The sequence below is a fragment of the Rhizobium cauense genome, assembly GCF_019511525.1.
Taxonomy (GTDB): domain Bacteria; phylum Pseudomonadota; class Alphaproteobacteria; order Rhizobiales; family Rhizobiaceae; genus Rhizobium; species Rhizobium cauense.
The window spans coordinates 1-16,455 of the sequence record NZ_JAEUAT010000015.1 but is presented as its reverse complement, the minus strand read 5'-3'; the positions used below and the strand labels follow the sequence as shown (position 1 = coordinate 16,455).

At 58.2% G+C, this 16,455-nt stretch carries 20 protein-coding genes; 10 read left to right on the top strand and 10 right to left on the bottom strand.

Annotated features, from left to right (window positions below):
- Positions 1 to 21: 21 nt before the first annotated feature.
- The 8 genes from JNB88_RS23675 to JNB88_RS23640 all read right to left on the bottom strand — a co-directional run bounded on the left by JNB88_RS23675 (position 22) and on the right by JNB88_RS23640 (position 7,964).
- A complete protein-coding gene (locus tag JNB88_RS23675; protein ID WP_220357552.1) occupies positions 22 to 1,662 on the bottom strand; it encodes a dihydroxyacetone kinase subunit DhaK in 1,641 nt (546 codons plus the stop codon).
- A 47-nt stretch (positions 1,663 to 1,709) separates the two neighbouring features.
- Positions 1,710 to 2,717: an ABC transporter ATP-binding protein gene (locus JNB88_RS23670; RefSeq protein ID WP_037128776.1), complete on the bottom strand. Its 1,008-nt coding sequence runs from the start codon at positions 2,715 to 2,717 to the stop codon at positions 1,710 to 1,712.
- Positions 2,710 to 3,807, bottom strand: a complete 1,098-nt coding sequence (locus JNB88_RS23665; protein WP_220357551.1) for an ABC transporter ATP-binding protein — start codon at positions 3,805 to 3,807, stop codon at positions 2,710 to 2,712. Before JNB88_RS23665 ends, JNB88_RS23670 begins: the two co-directional genes overlap by 8 nt.
- Before the next feature lie 3 nt (positions 3,808 to 3,810).
- The gene (locus tag JNB88_RS23660) at positions 3,811 to 4,023 is read right to left on the bottom strand and encodes a hypothetical protein (protein ID WP_016555186.1); all 213 of its coding nucleotides are present in this window, start codon (positions 4,021 to 4,023) and stop codon (positions 3,811 to 3,813) included.
- A complete protein-coding gene (locus JNB88_RS23655) occupies positions 4,020 to 4,973 on the bottom strand; it encodes a carbohydrate ABC transporter permease (protein WP_037128767.1) in 954 nt (317 codons plus the stop codon). Before JNB88_RS23655 ends, JNB88_RS23660 begins: the two co-directional genes overlap by 4 nt.
- Complete coding sequence (locus JNB88_RS23650) at positions 4,970 to 5,938, bottom strand: carbohydrate ABC transporter permease (protein WP_197066596.1); 969 nt, start codon at positions 5,936 to 5,938, stop codon at positions 4,970 to 4,972. The genes JNB88_RS23655 and JNB88_RS23650 overlap by 4 nt, the downstream gene beginning before the upstream one ends.
- A 101-nt stretch (positions 5,939 to 6,039) precedes the next feature.
- A complete protein-coding gene (locus JNB88_RS23645; protein WP_220357550.1) occupies positions 6,040 to 7,365 on the bottom strand; it encodes an ABC transporter substrate-binding protein in 1,326 nt (441 codons plus the stop codon).
- Positions 7,366 to 7,571: 206 nt separating this feature from the next.
- Positions 7,572 to 7,964, bottom strand: coding sequence for a GNAT family N-acetyltransferase (locus JNB88_RS23640; RefSeq protein ID WP_220357549.1), 393 nt, complete (start codon positions 7,962 to 7,964; stop codon positions 7,572 to 7,574).
- A 253-nt stretch (positions 7,965 to 8,217) separates the two neighbouring features.
- Between JNB88_RS23640 and JNB88_RS23635 the strand changes: the two genes are divergently transcribed.
- From JNB88_RS23635 to JNB88_RS23610, 6 genes are all read left to right on the top strand, one after another.
- Positions 8,218 to 8,691 carry a nucleoside deaminase gene (locus tag JNB88_RS23635; RefSeq protein WP_220357548.1) on the top strand — a complete coding sequence of 158 codons (474 nt, stop codon included), beginning with the start codon at positions 8,218 to 8,220 and terminating at the stop codon, positions 8,689 to 8,691.
- 386 nt (positions 8,692 to 9,077) lie between these two features.
- Positions 9,078 to 10,370: a tyrosine-type recombinase/integrase gene (locus tag JNB88_RS23630; protein ID WP_220357547.1), complete on the top strand. Its 1,293-nt coding sequence runs from the start codon at positions 9,078 to 9,080 to the stop codon at positions 10,368 to 10,370.
- Positions 10,371 to 10,556: 186 nt separating this feature from the next.
- Complete coding sequence (locus JNB88_RS23625) at positions 10,557 to 10,838, top strand: helix-turn-helix transcriptional regulator (RefSeq protein ID WP_220357546.1); 282 nt, start codon at positions 10,557 to 10,559, stop codon at positions 10,836 to 10,838.
- 119 nt (positions 10,839 to 10,957) lie between these two features.
- Positions 10,958 to 11,326: a hypothetical protein gene (locus JNB88_RS23620; RefSeq protein ID WP_220357545.1), complete on the top strand. Its 369-nt coding sequence runs from the start codon at positions 10,958 to 10,960 to the stop codon at positions 11,324 to 11,326.
- Positions 11,323 to 11,646, top strand: a complete 324-nt coding sequence (locus JNB88_RS23615) for a hypothetical protein (RefSeq protein ID WP_220357544.1) — start codon at positions 11,323 to 11,325, stop codon at positions 11,644 to 11,646. Before JNB88_RS23620 ends, JNB88_RS23615 begins: the two co-directional genes overlap by 4 nt.
- Position 11,647: 1 nt before the next feature.
- Positions 11,648 to 12,814 carry an AAA family ATPase gene (locus JNB88_RS23610; RefSeq protein ID WP_220357543.1) on the top strand — a complete coding sequence of 389 codons (1,167 nt, stop codon included), beginning with the start codon at positions 11,648 to 11,650 and terminating at the stop codon, positions 12,812 to 12,814.
- Between the two features lie 799 nt (positions 12,815 to 13,613).
- Here JNB88_RS23610 and JNB88_RS23605 read toward each other — a convergent pair.
- Positions 13,614 to 13,979 carry a hypothetical protein gene (locus JNB88_RS23605; RefSeq protein ID WP_220357542.1) on the bottom strand — a complete coding sequence of 122 codons (366 nt, stop codon included), beginning with the start codon at positions 13,977 to 13,979 and terminating at the stop codon, positions 13,614 to 13,616.
- A gap of 226 nt (positions 13,980 to 14,205) precedes the next feature.
- Between JNB88_RS23605 and JNB88_RS23600 the strand changes: the two genes are divergently transcribed.
- The 4 genes from JNB88_RS23600 (at position 14,206) to JNB88_RS23585 (ending at position 16,224) form a co-directional block, all read left to right on the top strand.
- Positions 14,206 to 14,589 carry a DUF4357 domain-containing protein gene (locus JNB88_RS23600; protein WP_220357541.1) on the top strand — a complete coding sequence of 128 codons (384 nt, stop codon included), beginning with the start codon at positions 14,206 to 14,208 and terminating at the stop codon, positions 14,587 to 14,589.
- A gap of 72 nt (positions 14,590 to 14,661) precedes the next feature.
- Positions 14,662 to 15,240 (top strand): terminase small subunit, encoded by a 579-nt coding sequence (locus tag JNB88_RS23595; protein ID WP_220357540.1) that lies wholly within the window; start codon positions 14,662 to 14,664, stop codon positions 15,238 to 15,240.
- 29 nt (positions 15,241 to 15,269) lie between these two features.
- Positions 15,270 to 15,458 (top strand): hypothetical protein, encoded by a 189-nt coding sequence (locus JNB88_RS23590; protein WP_220357539.1) that lies wholly within the window; start codon positions 15,270 to 15,272, stop codon positions 15,456 to 15,458.
- A gap of 88 nt (positions 15,459 to 15,546) precedes the next feature.
- Entirely contained in the window at positions 15,547 to 16,224 is a 678-nt protein-coding gene (locus JNB88_RS23585) for a recombinase family protein (RefSeq protein WP_220357538.1), read from the top strand.
- 127 nt (positions 16,225 to 16,351) lie between these two features.
- On the opposite strand, the gene JNB88_RS23580 is transcribed toward JNB88_RS23585, so the two are convergent.
- The coding region (locus JNB88_RS23580; protein ID WP_220357662.1) for a transposase domain-containing protein at positions 16,352 to 16,455 on the bottom strand (104 nt) is incomplete at its 5' end.

Below are 16,455 nucleotides of genomic sequence, written 5' to 3'. Positions count from 1 at the left end.
CCCTCCCAGCGCCTCGCCAGCTCATGCCAGCGCTGCGACCACCTCGAATACGCCCGCCACGGCTACGGCTCCCGGATCCGGCACTCCCTCCAGATCCTTCTCGCCAACATAGGAGGCGCGCCCGGCCTTCGCCTTTCGCATCTCGCTCGTTGATCGGGCGCCGGCCGCCGCAGCTTTCGCCGCGGCCGAAACGTCCCCCAATGCCAGCGCGGCGAGCGCCGGCGCCAGCGCATCGACCATCGTGCGGTCGCCGACGCCGGCACCTCCATAGAACGTCATACGGTCGAGCCCGGCAAGCAGGGCAGCCGCGATATCCGCCTTTTCGGCCATGGCTTTGGATGCCGCGGTGAAGAAAATAGAGAGCAGCACGCCGCTGGAACCGCCCATGCTGGTACTCAGGATCTCTCCGATCGATGCCATCGTGGCGGCGGGATCCTTCAGGGGAAGCCTGTCGATGCGGGAAAGGATGCTGCGCGCGCCTGTCGCGACTGTAGAGCCCGTGTCACCGTCACCGACACGGCCGTCCAGACGATTCAATTCATTTTCGAGAGAGATCAGATGCTCGCAAAGTGCTGTCAGGAGACGGCGGTTCCGAGTGTCGTCGCTGGCTAACGCCACACTGCTCTCCGCCAATACTCGTTGCGGTGCCGGAACGACGGCGATCTCGTGCCGCTCTGTGACGGGCGGCCAGGCATGTGGTTCGACGGCTGCCTTCAGTGCGGCTTCGCGTGCAGGATCCAGCCGGATCAATGAGAGCGAAAAGCCATTCATGTTGAGTGCGGTCATCATCGGTGCCGGTCCGATGATCAGCCGAACATGGCGGGCAACGGACGAAGACAGTACGGCATTGGCGATGACGCCCATCTCAAGCGGCGGTACGGCACCAAGGTTGTTGATCAGCAGTGCGTGCCCGTCCGGACCTTTCAGCTTCGCTGCCAGGCGCTCGGTCATGGTGGCGACGAGGTCTGCGACAGGTTGCAGTGAAATGCGTTCAACGCCCGGTTCGCCATGGATGCCGAGCCCAAGTTCGCCTTCGTTTGCACCGAGCCGGTCCTCATGAGCTTGCCCGGGTACGCTGCAGGTCGAGAGTGACATGCCGAGCGAAACGATGTCATGCGCGGCCGCGCTTGCCTCTGCTGCAACCGTCTTGAGGTCGGCTCCGGCTTCGGCGTGGTAGCCGGCGATCTTGTGGACAAACAGCGTGCCGGCGACGCCGCGAGGCTGGTTGATGTCCGGGATGGCGATATCGTCGGCAACGATCACCATCTCGACATCGAAGCCTTCAGCGCGCGCTTTCTCAGCGGCGAGGCCAAAGTTCAGCCGATCACCCGTATAGTTCTTGACGATGAGCAACGTGCCCTTGCTGCCGGTTACGGCTCGGATTGCTGTCAGGACGGCATCGACGCTGGGCGAAGCGAAAATCTCGCCTGATACGGCCGCGGTGAGCATGCCTTTGCCAACGAAACCGGCATGGGATGGCTCATGCCCGGCTCCGCCACCGGAGATAATTGCGACCTTCGACTTATCCCAGTCTGCACGCAGGATCACCTTGATCTCAGGGAAGGTGTCGAGACGGGCGAGGCGCCCGGGACTGCTTGTCAGGAGCAAGCCGTCGAGTGCTTCGGTAACAATGGTTTCTCGGCGATTGAAGAAATGTTTCATGGGAGAAAGACCCGTCTTTGATGCCAGTGTTTGCTTCGTTCTCGTATTTACCCAAGGCGCTGGCCGCCGGCGTCGAAATAGAGTGGATCACGCAACGTCAAGCTTACCCGATCACCCGGCCGGATCGCGAGATACGGATCGGCAAGTGTGACGAGCTTATGGTCGCGCACCTTGATGTGGAGGTGGTTCTGGTCACCAAGGTGTTCGATCCAGTCGATCTTCGCATTGGCGTTCTGATCGATGATGATATCGAGATGCTCGGTTCGCGCTCCTATTGTCTTCGTTCCCGGCGGCGGATTGGCGCCGGGAAGAAGATCGGTTGGCAGTAGGTTGATGTGCGGCTGGCCGAGGCGCGCCGCCACATGGAGACTGGCAGGGTTCCCGTAGATTTCGCGCGGCGTTCCGACTTGCAAGAGCCGACCTTCCGCAACGATGCCAATCCGATCCGCCATAGTCATGGCTTCGACTTGGTCGTGGGTCACGTAGAGCAGCGTCGAGCCGAGCTCTTTCTGGATGCGCTTCAGTTCCAGGCGCAGCTCCGCGCGTAGCTTCGCATCAAGCGATGATAGCGGTTCGTCCATCAGATAGATGGCGGGGCGGCGTACCAGTGCCCTGCCAATCGCAACGCGCTGCATTTCACCGCCGGAAAGACGCGTCGAGCGGTTCTCCAGCTTGTGGTCGATCCTGACCATGCGGGCAATTTCGCGGACGCGGCGGTCGATCTCCTCGCTCGTCAGCCTGCGCACCGGCGCACGCAACGGAAAGGCGAGGTTGTCGTAGACGGTCATGTGTGGATAGAGCGAATACTGCTGGAAGACGAAGGCGACATCTCTTTCAGCCGGTGCTTCGCCTGCGACGTTACGACCGCCTATTTCAATGCGACCGTCGTCGGGACGCTCCAGACCAGCGATAAGACGCAGCGTCGTGGTCTTGCCGGCACCCGTCGGTCCAAGCAGGACAACGAACTCGCCGTCGCGAATGGAGAGATTGAAATCCGAAAGAGCCTGGGTATCGCCGAAGCGTTTGCTCAGACCTTTGAGAGCGACTTCAGCCATAACGTTCCTCCGAGTAGAGTGCCGAAGCGATGGCGCGGCCCGACTTGCAATCGAACAGCGCGAGCTTGGCCGGATTGAACTCAAGACCAACCGTCTCGCCGATACGGAAGTTGCGGTTTGCCGGAACACGCGCCTTGATAACGCCGCTCGATGTTTCGACCGCCACGACCTGGTTGGTTCCAAGGTACTCGCTCCCGTAGATTGCGCCCCGCAACGGGGAGGTATCGTTGAAGCGGATATGTTCCGGCCTGATACCAAGCGCCAGCTCGGCTTCGGCCAGGTCCTGGTGCACCTCTGGAATGCTGACATCGACGCCGTGAAGCGAGACCGATCGCGCACCGCTCCGGAGGCCAGAGGTGAAACGCATGAAATTCATCGGCGGCGAACCGATGAAATCGGCGACATACATGGTGGCTGGTTTGCTATAGATTTCCTGTGGCGTGCCGAATTGCTCGATAACGCCGTGGTTCATGACGGCGATCTTGTCGGCCATCGCCATCGCCTCATGCTGATCATGCGTTACGTAAACTGTCGTTGCATGGATGCGGTTGTGCAGTTCGCGCAGCTCGTGGACCATGACCTCGCGGAATTCCGCGTCGAGCGTGCCGAGTGGCTCATCCATCAGGAAGCATTTTGGACGGCGCACGATCGCACGCCCGAGCGCTACGCGCTGACGGTCGCCACCGGCAAGGCCGGAAACGGATCGGTTCAGGATATGATCGATCTGCAGAAGCCGCGCGGTTTCCTCGACGCGCTGTCGGATCTCCGCTTTCGGCATGCCTTGTGAGAGGAGCGGGAAGCCGATGTTCTTGCGCACGTTCATGTGCGGATAGAGCGCAAAAAGCTGGAAGACGAAGGCGATGTCGCGGGCACTGGCGCGGTTGAAGGTGACGTCTTCGCCGTCGAGATAAATCTTGCCGCTGGTTGGCAGTTCCAGGCCGGCAATCATGCGAAGCGTCGTCGTCTTACCGCAGCCCGATGGCCCGAGCAGCGCCAGGAATTCGCCGTCATGGATGACGAAGCTCGAATCCTGGACCGCGACGAAGCTACCGAATTGTTTGCGGAGATTTTCGATCCTGATGTCCGCCATGGCTCACTCCGGAAACTTCGAGACGATGATGAACATGGCCGTACCTGCGAGCAGCGTCACCAGAGAATAGGTGTAGAGCACAAGCAGGAATGGCTGGAAGAGCATGAGGAAGCCGATCGCAATAAGAGTGGTTGCTATGTTTTCCATCGGTCCACGACGCAGGAAGAACGGGCGCTTCGGGCGGGATGGGCGCGGCGTTTCGATGAGATGTGTCATTTGCGGACCGCTCCGAAGGTAATGCCACGCAAGAGCTGCTTGCGCAGAAGAATGGTGAAGACGAGGATTGGGATCAGGAAGATCGTCGTGCCCGCTGCGACAGCCGGCCAGTCCTGACCGCCTTCGCCGATGATGGTCGGAATGAAGGGCGGCGCCGTCTGGGCTTCGCCTGATGTCAGCAGCGCCGCGAACGCATACTCGTTCCAGGCGAAGATCAGGCAGAAGATTGCAGTGGCGGCGATGCCTGTCGTTGCCTGCGGCAACACAACTTTCCAGAACGCCTGCAGGCGGGTGTAGCCGTCGATCATGGCGGCCTCTTCATATTCCCGCGGAATCTCGTCGATGAAGCCCTTGAGCAGCCAGACGGCGAGCGAAACGTTGACCGCCGTGTAGAGCAGGATCATTCCGAGCGCCGTGTCGGAAAGGCCAAGTTCGCGGTACATGAGGTAGATCGGGATTGCGACAGCGATCGGCGGCATCATGCGGGTCGACAGGATGAAGAACAAGAGGTCGTCTGCGAGCGGTACCTTGAACCGGGAGAAGCCGTAGGCGGCCAGCGTTCCCAAGGAAACGGCCAGGAACGTCGAGCCGAAGGCAATCACCAGTGAATTGGCAAAGCGTGGCAGGAAATTCGAGGGTCCCGCGATGACCATGTTTCGCGTGCGGGTCACCTCATCGCAGGTGCCGGTCGGCGCGGGCAGGGAGGCGATGTATTCGGGCGTCTGCCTCGTCCTGGTCGTCAGGAGGTTGCAGTAGCCTTCAAGCGTCGGCGCGAAAACAATCTTTGGGGGATAGCTGATGGAATCCGGCGGCGACTTGATACTGGTCAGGAAGATCCAGACGAGTGGGATCATCGTGATCAGGGCGTAGCAGATCACGATGGCGCCGGCGATCCTCTTGCTGGTTGGGCTCGGCTCGACGACCGAATGGGCTGATGTAACCGAGCTCATCTCTGTTTCACCTTGTTGAGCGCCTTGACGTAAATATTCGCGAGACCGAACACGGCGACGAAGAGGACGATGGCAAAGGCTGACGCGCGCCCGGTTGCCCAGCTCTCGAAGGCGGCCCGCTTCAACGTGATAGAGGCGACCTCAGTGGTCGAGCCCGGGCCACCACCCGTAAGCAGCGTCACCATGTCGAACATCTTGAAATTCTCAATGCCGCGAAACAGCACGGCGAGCATGATGAAGGGCAGGGCCATCGGCACGGTGATCGACCAGAATTGCCGCCATGCGGAGGCGCGATCGACCTCGGCGGCCTCATAGATATAGTCGGGGATGGAGCGTAGGCCTGCCAGGCAGATCAGCATGACATATGGCGTCCACATCCAGGTATCGACGATGATGATCGCCCAGGGCGCAAGCGAGACGCTGCCGAGCATCTGGATATCTGCTGTCGGGATGCCGGTAACAAGGGAAACCGCGTAAGCGAAGAGACCGATCTGCGGCTCATAAAGGAAGCGCCAGAAGTTGCCGACGACAGCCGGAGACAGCATCATCGGGATCAGGATCAGCGTCGTCCAGAACGCGTGGCCGCGAAACTTGCGGTCGATCAGATAGGCGAGCGCAAAGCCGATGACCGTCTGCAGCAGGATCGTCCAGAAGACGAAGTGCGCCGTCGTCTGCATGGCCTGCCAGATATCGGGGTCGGTGAGCACCCGCTCGTAGTTGCCCAAGCCGACATTCTGAACCGGCGCATTGGGACGATTGGCACGATAGTTCGTGAAAGAAAGGTAGATTGCCCAGATCAACGGGAAGATGTTGATGGCGAGAAGCAGGATGATGGTGGGGGCGATGAACACCCAGGCGATCGCTCGATCGGACAGACCGCGGACCCGGTGGGCAACCGATGTTGGCGTCGCCCTTGCAGTCGCGTCTGCTGCCTTCTCGACCATGGAGGAAGAGGAAATGTTCAAGGTGTCACCTGGTCTTTGCGTATGTGAGACATGTGGCGGCCCGGCAGTCTTGGCGATCCGGGCCGCCATTCTGGCAAGAATGTTGTGCGTCCATCCGGACACTAGATCTTGCCGTCGTCCTTGAAGACCTCGGTCCAATCCTTCACCAAGCCATCGAGCGCCTCCTGAGCGGTGCCGTTGCCGGCCACGACATAGTTATGAACGCGCTTCTGCATTTCCTGGAGGAGAGTAGCGTAGCTCGGCTCTGCCCAGAAATCCTTCACGATTGCCATGGAGTCCAGGAATGCCTGCGCATAGGGCTGGCTGGACGCGAAGTCGGGGGCATTCACCACGGATTTCAGGCAGGAGAAGCCGCCGAGCTGCCACCATTTGGCCTGAACCTCAGGCTGAGCAAACCACTTGATGTACTGCAGCGCGGCATCCTTCTTGTCGGAATACGAGACGACCGAGATGCCCTGTCCGCCAAGCTGCGCGAAATGCTTCTTTTCAGCGGGATTCGGGAAGAAGCCGATCCGGTCGCCGCCGACCTTCTCGTCCTTGTAAAGGCCGGGCCAGGTGAAGGCGAAGTTCATCTGCATTGCGACCTGGCCGGATTTGAAGGCGTCCGCAGATTCGACCATGTAGACATTGGAGCTGCCGGGCGGGGTGCAGCAATCATAGAGCGCCTTGTAGAATTCCAGGCCTTTCACCGCATCGGGCGAATTGACGAAGCCCTCCATCTCATACGGCTTGTCCGGGTTGTCGTACTGGAAGCCCCAGTCGTACAGCACGTTTGTTACGCCCATCGTGATGCCTTCAGAGCCGCGCTCGGTGTAGATCGAAGCGCCATAAACGGTCTTGCCGTCGATTTCTCGCTTCTGGAAGAACTCGGCGATCTGCTTCAGCTCGTCGTAGGTCTTGGGCGCGGCGAGATCCCGGCCATACTTTTCCTTGAATTCCTTCTGCAGTTCCGGCCGCTCGAACCAATCCTTGCGGTAGGTCCAGCCGACCACGTCGCCCATGGCCGGCAGTGCCCAGTAGTTCGGCGTATTCTTCGGCCATTCCGAGTAGCCAACGACGGTCGCCGGCACGAAGTCATCCATCTTGATGCCTTCCTTGTCGAAGAAGTCGTTGAGCTTGACGTAGTGGCCATTTTCCGCCGAGCCGCCGATCCACTGGCTATCGCCGATGATCAGATCGCAGAGTTTTCCGTGGGAGTTCAGTTCATTGAGGAAGCGATCCGCGTAGCTCGTCCAGGGCACGAACTCGAATTTCATCTCGGTTCCGGTCTTTGCCGTGAAGTCTTTCGAGAGCTCGACCAGCGCGTTTGCCGGGTCCCAGGCAGCCCAGCAAAGTGTCAGTTGATCGGCCTTTGCAAGATTGGGCAGCGCCGACGACACAACGAACGCCGAGGCCAGCCCGAGAAGGGCTTTCGATTTCTTCTGCATAAGTTCCTCCCAGAACCAAAGGCCGACTCCCCGCCGACCGCGCAAAATTCACCCATTTCCAGAGAATGCCGACATGAACTCCTCAACACTCATGTTTAGCAATATGTTTAGTGATAGATATTTTTGTAAACATTGCAAGCGGCAATCGTTGCTGCGCTGCACACAGGTATTCGCCCGCGCCGTCATGAGCGGTCACAGCGGAATCGTCACCTTTCCGTCAATTGGATGAGCCCGGCCTCTGTTGGTGTGAAACCACAATTTCGATAGAACGAAGTCAGGGGAGCCTCAAAATCGACATGTAGCCATTCTGCTCCACGATCGCGGGCCACATTGACCGCTTCCTTGACCAGTCGCGTGGCAATGCCCCTTCGACGGATGCGAGGGTGAACGCAGGTATCCAGAATGAAGGCATGTACGCCGCCATCGCCGGCAACATTGACAAAACCTACCAGAGATTTCCCGTCGTATGCTCCAAGGTGGGCGAGGCTTCGCGCCAAAACCCCGCTGAAGTCCCTTTTGTTGCTTGCACCCCAAGCTTCCGCCCAAAGTTCATTCAACTCGTCGTTCGAAGTAAATGGATCTATTCGGATCGCAACCACTTTGCGGTCTCCCTGGGAAGATGAGCTAGGAAAAGCTAGTCAGGCAATTTGCATATTGCTCACAAAGGCTATCCACTCAACTGAAAGTCGGAAATGTGACCGGAAGCATGACAGGGCTCGAGCCTCATTGATTGGAGCCAAAAGATGACGACGGTGCGGAGATGCTCCCCGATCTTCATGCTGATTTGCCGCCCTTGGAAATCACACCGGTTCGAGACAAGATGATCCTGCTTTAGCTTTGAGGGGGACGCTGATGGAAGACCACGAACCGTTTCTGCGCGAGGCGATTGCGCTCTCGAGATCCGCCATGGAACGCGGCGACGAGCCGTTTGGCTCAGTGCTGGTGAAGGACGGCGAAGTAATCCTGCGCGCCGAAAATAGCGTCTTCACCGGCCATGATATGACGAACCATGCCGAGATGAACCTGGTTAAGCTCGCGGCACAGCACTATGACACCAGTTTTCTCGCTGACTGCACGCTCTACACCAGCACAGAGCCGTGCGCGATGTGCTCAGGGGCGATTTACTGGTCGGGCATCGGGCAAATGGTGTTCGCGTGCTCCGAAGTGCGCCTCGGCGAGATCGCCGGGATCGGGCTGAACGTGCCGAGCCGGACGGTATTGCAAACCGGCGCGCGTATCGTCACCGTGGTTGGCCCAACGAACCTCGAAGAAACTGCCGCCGAAGTACATCAGGAATTCTGGCCAAAGCATCTGGCAGGAAGTTGAGGACTTGCCTTCCACTTCGCGCTACAGCGGTGATCGGAAGACAGATGGACCGAATGAGATCATCGCAAGGCTGCCTGAGCTTGACAACGTCGTTGGGTTTCCGGGTCCACAGCACCCTGAAAATCCAAACTATTATCGAATTTCCGCGCGCAGCTTACTAAGCAACTTTGGTACGCCCTAGGGGAATCGAACCCCTCTTTACAGAATGAGAACGCGTTTTCCGCTTGCGCCAGAGCATGCCAGAACGTGCCAAAATTGCCCACGACGTTGAAATCATTTGACTTTATTGCGCCATATTCTGTAAAGACGTGCCTAGGCATGACGACTTGAACTGCCCCCGAACTGCCCCCGTCAAACCCATTCTGTAAAGACCAGCGGAGCTTTCTGTGAAGACCAAGTTGACGCCCGATTTCGTCAAGGACGTTCAACCGGAAAAGGGCAAACGCCTGGAATTCCGCGACACGGAAGAGCGCGGTTTGGTCCTACGGGTGACCGAGACCGGCAACAAATCGTGGTCCATGCGTTACGACGCGCCCGACGGCACCATGCGGCGGAAGACCTACCAATACCCCGAAACCGGTTTGGGACGGGCAAGGGAGCTTATTCGCAAGCTAAGAGGGCAGGTGACCGAAGGTCGCGACGTAATCGCCGAAGAGCGCAAGGCGAAAGCCGACGCCAAGGCTGACGCGGCACGCGAGACATTGGCAGATGTTGCAACTTCCTACTTCGCCGCCTGCCTGGTTGGCACCCAGCGCATCGGCAACAGGGTTCGCATTAAGTCGCCGAAAACCCTGGCAAACGAAAAGCGCGTATGGGCGGCGGATATCGAGCCAAAGTTCGGCAAGCGCCAGGTCGCGACCTTGATCAAGAAGGAAATCATTCAATGGGTCGATACCCTGACAAACCGCTCGCCATCCGCTGGTCGCGCCGGTTTCCACCTGTTGCGGCAAATGCTCAACTTCGCCGTCACCCGTGACATCATCCCGACGAACCCCGCGCCGCATGCCGCCGTCAAGGCCGTAGAGCCGCGCACGCGCTGGCTGACCGACGACGAGATTTGCAGGATATGGGCGTTGCTTAATGACATCGAGGCGCGTGCCGAAGTCGAGATTTCCGACGAAATGGGGCTTCTCCTACAAATGATGCTGGTGGCACCGCTGCGCGCCTCGGAAGTCGCGGGGATGGCGTGGGCGGAAATCGACGGCGACATCTGGACTGTTCCGGCGCACCGCATGAAAGGTAAGCGCGAACACGTCATGCCACTTTCCAAACCGGCGCTGGCACTCCTGCTGCGCGCCCAGCAAATCGTTGCCGACGACGAACTGGTTTTTCGCTCGGCACGCTCGGGGCGGCAGTTGCATGCCGTGTCGATCAGTGCCGCCTTCAGGCGCATCGTAGAACACCTGAAGCTGCCGCGTTGCACGCCGCACGACTACCGGCGGACCTTCCTGACGAATGTCTGCGGCGAGCGCATCGGCATCCCGCGCGCGCTCGGCAAGCTAGTCCTGGCGCATGCCGACTACGACGTTGCGGCCGTTCACTACGACATGAATTCGTATCTGCCGGAGAAGCGCCGAATTGCCGACGCCTGGGCGGACCTGCTGATGACAATCGTTGCCGAGCCGCCGGGCAACAATGGCGGCGGTAAGGTTTTGCAGTTCCCGCGCAAGCGCGCCTGATTGTTCAGTATTCCTGAACAGCGATAGCGGACATAACGAAACATAACGAGACATAACGAGACATAACGAGACATTTAGGTTGTTGAAACAAAAGCGATTGTTCGTAATTATTAGGCTTTCCTAATACACCCCAAATCAGACATGCCTAGGCACGTACCGGCAATGCTGAGCAGGGAGATGCACCAGATGGTAGGCGATAAATTGCTTAGGCCAAATATGGCCGCCGCCAAACTTGGACTGGCTGTCAGAACATTTTACAGGGAAATCAGCCTCGGCAATATTCCACGAGGTATTCAGATAACAGAGCGCGCGCAAGGGTGGCGCGAAAGTGTTATCGATCAGGTAATTGCCGACCGGGAAGCAGGTTTGCGGTCCTCACCAGGGCTCGCATCGGAAAGGCGTAAGCCTGGTCGCCCGAGAAAGCTCGGCGCTAACATCGCTGAGAACGCGATGGCTGATCACACATAAGAAACCCACCGACGTGGCGCAGCGGTGGGTTCCTTCATTCCAGCTATGTTTGCGTTAGGGCCATGAGGATAGCGCCCCCGCTAATTGCGCGCAACGTCGGCATCCATAGGTGATGTCCGATGGCCCGAAACCATATTGAACTTCGCAGTTCCGAGCAGCCGAAGGCAGGCACTGTCACCTGCATCGACTTTCACCGCCTGACCGGCGCCGGAGCGCTGGCAGGCTTTGCCGACCTGCATCTCGCTGCCCCATACCGCATGCGGCTTTTCGGCTGTGCTGTATTCGTCACCGATGATTTCCGTATGTCGGTGGCGCTGCCGACACGGACGATCCTGTCACGTGATGGCCAGCAAACCCGCGACGAGTGCGGCAAGGCCAAGTATGCGCCCGTCATCGCCTTCGACGATCAGCAGATGCTCGCTGCCTTCGTTGCCGCCGCCGTTGCTGCGGTGACCGCTTACGCCTCCGAACTCGGGAGGCTGCGTTGATCGATCGCCCGACGCCAATGACGCCAAATCCCCGAAAGACGGTGGCCGATGTGCTGATTGCCAAGGCACGCGAGATCGCAGTCTTCAATGTCGTTGACCGGGAACTGAGGGCCACCATCAGCGACGGGGAACGGCAAAACGCTGAGCTCCGTAGAGAGGTCGGCTGTCTTTCCAGGCAACTGGCCAGCGAGCTCAACCGGCCCATGCACGGACCGCCAGATCGACTGACAGCAGCCATCGACGCGCAATGGAGCCGCCTTGCCGAAGATTATCGCAGCTATCGCCGCGCTGTCGGCTATCCACACCGGGAGGTGTCGTAAATTGGACGACAGCTTCGCAGATCGCGGAAAGCGGGAGCCGGAGGTCTTCCTAGATCCTATCGCGGCATCGTCGTTCAAGGGCCGCCCTATTCCGGCACGGGAGTTCATCGACGGCTTCGAGTTCTTCCCGGTCAACGAGGTTTCCTACCTTGCTGGCATGGGCGCGGTCGGCAAGACGACACTGGCCCTACAACTGGCTGCGGCCGTAGCTATTCCGGCAACTGTTGCACAGGTCACGCATTTTCTCGGGCGTCCGGTCAACCGGCGCGGTCCGGTCATGTTCTATTCCTCCGAGGACGACGAATACGAGTGCCAGCGCAAGCTTGAGGATATCGCCGCCGCGGAGTGCTTCGATATCGGTCACCTCAGTAAGTTGCTTGTCTATGACCATGCCGCGCGCCTCGACAAGGCTCTGCTTGAAAGCAGGAAACAGCGCGACTTGACCGAAACCCCCATCTTCAAGGCCCTCATGGCGGAGGTTGAACGGCATCGCCCCGAACTGGTCATTCTCGACAACAAGGCGCAGATTGTCGACGCCGACGAATTGCAGCGGGGCATCGCCACCAAGGTCGGTAACATACTTGGTCACTACGCCAAGCTTCACGGTACCACGTTCGTCATCCTTGCTCATCCCTCCCTGACGGGCATTAATCAAAAGACCGGAGCCTCCGGCAGCACCGGTTGGGTGAATACCGGTCGCGCCAATATCTACATGCGGCCGCCCGACGAAAAGGAGGGCGCTAGCACTGATGATTACAATGGCCAGCTAAGGCCGGACGACGGCCGCCGCGTGCTCGTCGTACAAAAGGCAAACCTCACGCAACAGGGTCGCGTCGTGAACATCCAGCGCGACTGTGGCTGCTATCGCTGCACCGACAAGCCGAAACGCGCCGACGACGGTATTGGCAGAGAGAGCAAAGCGGAACGCGTCTTCCAAAAGCTCCTTAGCCAGTGGGCGGTCATGAAGAACGAGCTATCGTCCAGCCCGGAGGCGCGCGGGCTTTACGCGCCGAGCGCGTTTTTCAGGAATGGGGACCGAGAGGGCGTCAGTCTACGGGAATTGGAAAGAGCGATGTTTTCGCTTCTGCAGAAAGGGGAAATCGAAAACCGCGAAATCGGCAATGGTACGCGCAAAAGAAATCGGCTCTTCTTCAAATTGAAGAGTTAAGAAATACAAGCTCAGGTAAGCCGCGAGCAGTACAAAGCCATTTGCGATATACCTCAACCTAAGTTGCTGTTTTTGCGATACAATCTCTGTGTGGCGAACAGTACCCTATTACTACGTAATAGAGCGAGGCCTTATAGGGCCTCCTCCTCGTAGTGGATGCCACCGATCTGGTGAGCTTTCACAAGGTGGCATCAAACAGATAGCCCGGCACCAGAAAAGTAAGACGCTTGCTGACGACCGCTGTGGCGTCGAGTTGGCTCTACTTCTGCCCAGCCGCACAAAATGTATCCCTAATCGCGAACCGAACGGCATCTGCGCCGCTCATAGAGCTCAGATCGACGCCTTTGTTTCGCTGTGCGGCGAGCCAAGCAACAAGGGTAGAGCGCAGCAGTTCCGATGAACCGGTGGCATATCGAGGAAAGCAACCCTCGCCGAGGGCGTCGAGTACGCCATTAGCGTAGTGAAGGCAGTATGCCGCCGGCTGCGGGCCATAGCTCGTATCTTCGGCACAGAAGTCATATAGTGTCGAGGCAGTTAGCCGTGGGTTGTTTTTTGATTGGGCAACTGCGAGACACGGGCAAAGCCCGGCAGCAATTAGTAAAACTAGCGCTTTTCTGATGCTCATCATCTGATGCCTAAGTGCGTCACGGATCGAGACCATTATCCCATAAGGTGCGCCTCTGCCCATTGGCTACCTTCCTTGATAACCTATCCTTGCTCCATGCCACCGCTTTCAAACAAACATCACAGACCCCGTGCTTGCGCCGGCTCTGAGCGGTTGTTGAGCAAACTCGACGTCTCATCGCAGGCGAGTGCACACACCCGTATACTGGGAGGGAGCAAAAACCCCACCCGAGGGGTCGATTGAGTGATTTGAAACAACTAGGCGCATATCCTTCTGAAGCGTCCACAGTCCAATCGGCGTATCATCAATGTTTAGTTCGATAAACGTCTGCGCCCCGGTACGGTCGACGATGACAATTGCTCTGTCGCCAATGCCGCGAGAGACGCCAATTCGAGCATAGTGTCCATCATTCTGGTTGGTATCAGGCGAAGTCGTAATGAACACGTCGTTACGATACCCTTCGACCTTGCATTGCAGAACTCCGGCGAGTGCAGACGGGGCGGCAACCATCATCACAGCAAGGATCAGCGATGCACGCATGGGCCATTCAACTCTCTCTGCAGCAAAGTTTAGGCCTTGTCTGTCTATCGCTACCATGGCGGTTTGTATCCCAAGTAGTTAGCGATCGTGCCAATCGCGAGAATAAGCCTCTTGGCTGCTGCTCGCCAAGTCAGATGAACTGACCGCGATATTTCAGTTTGCTTTAAGGAAAAATAGCGCTATTAGTGCTTATAGCAATATCGCACTTATTATTACGGGGGCAACCATGCCAATGATCGATATTTCATTTGACACCTACAAACATCTCACACTGCTCCGAGCTCGCGAAGAAGTGACATATGACGACGTTATCCGTGGGTTGCTCAAGCTTCCGACCACTCTTCCTGAAGTTCAACGGGCGCCTGAGAAGAAAGCATGGTCGTTTAAGTCAATAACCCTTCCTCATGGTACTGAGCTTCGTGCGAACTATAAGGGTAAAACCTATGAGGCTGGGGTTGTGGATGGAGTGTGGATGCAGAACGGTCAACCTCAAACTAGTCCTTCAGCGGCAGCAAACGCAATCACCGGAAACAGCGTCAACGGGTGGACTTTTTGGGAAGCAAAGCTGCCCGATCAACACCGCTGGCGGGCGCTTGCGTCGTTGCGCTGAAGGCATTCGACGCTCCGAAACCGCGCGATGAGGGTGTTTGGCGAATTCGCACGAACGGAGTAAGTTGCCGCAATGCCACCGCTGTCGAACCAGAGATGGGAAGCTTTCGCCCGCGCCATCAGTCGCGGTGAGAGTGGCGCGGCGGCCTATCGGGGCACCTATCACACCACCGGCAACGCTGCCGAAGTCAATGGCTCAAAGCTACTCAGGAACGCTAAGGTCGCCGAACGTATAGCCGAATTGAAGGGGAGGCTGTGTGAAAAGACCCTGATCGATGTCGAGTTCCTGACCAACGAACTGCTCGAAAACGCCAGGCTCGCAAGGCAGGCAAGGCAGTTCGCGGCAGTCACGTCGTCGCTTGCTTTGGTCGCAAAACTTCATGGGTTGATCGTCGACAAACAGGAAAGTGTGATCAGTCATCGTCCGGCACCATTACCAACCAAGCTGCTCGAACTAAGCGAGAGCGAATGGGTTGCTCAATTTTCGCGCGCATCTGGCCCGATGCCAGCCTTGACGGAACGGGCCAAGAAACTGACGGCGGAGAGGCGGAAGCTGAACGGTCATGCGCATGCCAAGGCTCCCGTAATATCGTTCGATGCGGACGAGGTTGAGCGAGCTCCAAGCCGACCAGGGGAGATCGACCTTGGTTAATCCAGGCTGAGCAAACTGAGGCTCCTGTAATGGACAAGGCAAAATTGCGCCCGCTCACCCAGGAGGTCATTCTCGCCAGCCTCCAGGCGCTTGCCGACGAAGCCGAGATGCAGGGCAATCGGGCTGCGGCCGTTTTGGCCCTGAAGGTGGCAAGCCGCATTGAAGCCTGCACCCTCATCCGGATCGAGGCGGAAAGAAAAAACGCCACCGTTCACTGATTGAAATGCCTTTGGCAATACGCAACGACCGTTGCCAAATGCCAATTGTTAGGTAGAGTGGGTTCACGAAAGCAACATGAAGCCTGCTATGAAAAAACAATATGTCACCTACTGCCGTGTCAGCACCAGGGAACAGAGCCTGGGCTTAGATGCGCAGATGCGGGATATCGAACATTACCTCGCCTCGCACGATCATGAAGTCCTCGGACACTTCAGCGACAAGCAGTCCGGTGCCGACGACGATCGTCCGGAGTTCCAGAAGGCGTTGAGGCTTGTGCGCAAGACCGGCGCGGAGTTACTGGTGTCCAAGCTCGATCGCTTGAGCCGTGACCTGGCGATGATCGCCAAGCTCATGAAGGAAAAGGATGTCGCGTTTCGCATAGCTTCGATGCCTGGCGCGGACAGCATGATGATCGGTATCTACGCCGTCTTGGCGCAAAAGGAACGCGAGATGATTTCCGAGCGCACCAAATCGGCTCTGGCTGCGGCCAAGCGGCGTGGAACGAAGCTAGGCGGGTACCGCGAGGGTGCGCTTGAGAAGGCCAACGCCCTCCGTACGAAGGTTGCTGATAAGCAGGCGGAGAAGTTCGCCAAGATCATCATGCCGCTGAAGCAGCAGGGAATGACCCTGACGGGCATCGCTGAGCGGCTGAACGAAATGGGAATAGTGACCGTTCGCGGTGGTGCCTGGGAGGCCAAGGCGGTTTCAAGGGTACTCGACCGACTATCCGGAGCAATGATTAGGACGCTGGTCCCATCTCTCTAGCGCCGGAACCAAATACCAAGCTGATGTCAGAGCCGCAGCCCAAGGAGGAAGGGGCATATGGGATCGCTTCCCGTTGCGGGTTTCGCTTCGGACCGGCGCTTGTCCGTAAGCGACAAGCTGGGGCCGTTCAGGCGGCATAGTTCCACGGCATGAGGGCGTCGATTTCGCTGCTGGGCCATCCATTTGCGAGGCGCTCGAGTGCCTGAGTAAGCCAGGCTTGCGGATCGACAG

Coding starts and splice junctions, on each gene's coding strand:
- JNB88_RS23670 (WP_037128776.1), bottom strand. CDS start 2,717: ATGGCTGAAGTCGCTCTCAAAGGTCTGAGCAAACGCTTCGGCGATACC.
- JNB88_RS23645 (WP_220357550.1), bottom strand. CDS start 7,365: ATGCAGAAGAAATCGAAAGCCCTTCTCGGGCTGGCCTCGGCGTTCGTT.
- JNB88_RS23660 (WP_016555186.1), bottom strand. CDS start 4,023: ATGACACATCTCATCGAAACGCCGCGCCCATCCCGCCCGAAGCGCCCG.
- JNB88_RS23600 (WP_220357541.1), top strand. CDS start 14,206: ATGCCAATGATCGATATTTCATTTGACACCTACAAACATCTCACACTG.
- JNB88_RS23585 (WP_220357538.1), top strand. CDS start 15,547: ATGAAAAAACAATATGTCACCTACTGCCGTGTCAGCACCAGGGAACAG.
- JNB88_RS23590 (WP_220357539.1), top strand. CDS start 15,270: ATGGACAAGGCAAAATTGCGCCCGCTCACCCAGGAGGTCATTCTCGCC.
- JNB88_RS23655 (WP_037128767.1), bottom strand. CDS start 4,973: ATGAGCTCGGTTACATCAGCCCATTCGGTCGTCGAGCCGAGCCCAACC.
- JNB88_RS23675 (WP_220357552.1), bottom strand. CDS start 1,662: ATGAAACATTTCTTCAATCGCCGAGAAACCATTGTTACCGAAGCACTC.
- JNB88_RS23635 (WP_220357548.1), top strand. CDS start 8,218: ATGGAAGACCACGAACCGTTTCTGCGCGAGGCGATTGCGCTCTCGAGA.
- JNB88_RS23605 (WP_220357542.1), bottom strand. CDS start 13,979: ATGCGTGCATCGCTGATCCTTGCTGTGATGATGGTTGCCGCCCCGTCT.
- JNB88_RS23620 (WP_220357545.1), top strand. CDS start 10,958: ATGGCCCGAAACCATATTGAACTTCGCAGTTCCGAGCAGCCGAAGGCA.
- JNB88_RS23595 (WP_220357540.1), top strand. CDS start 14,662: ATGCCACCGCTGTCGAACCAGAGATGGGAAGCTTTCGCCCGCGCCATC.
- JNB88_RS23665 (WP_220357551.1), bottom strand. CDS start 3,807: ATGGCGGACATCAGGATCGAAAATCTCCGCAAACAATTCGGTAGCTTC.
- JNB88_RS23625 (WP_220357546.1), top strand. CDS start 10,557: ATGGTAGGCGATAAATTGCTTAGGCCAAATATGGCCGCCGCCAAACTT.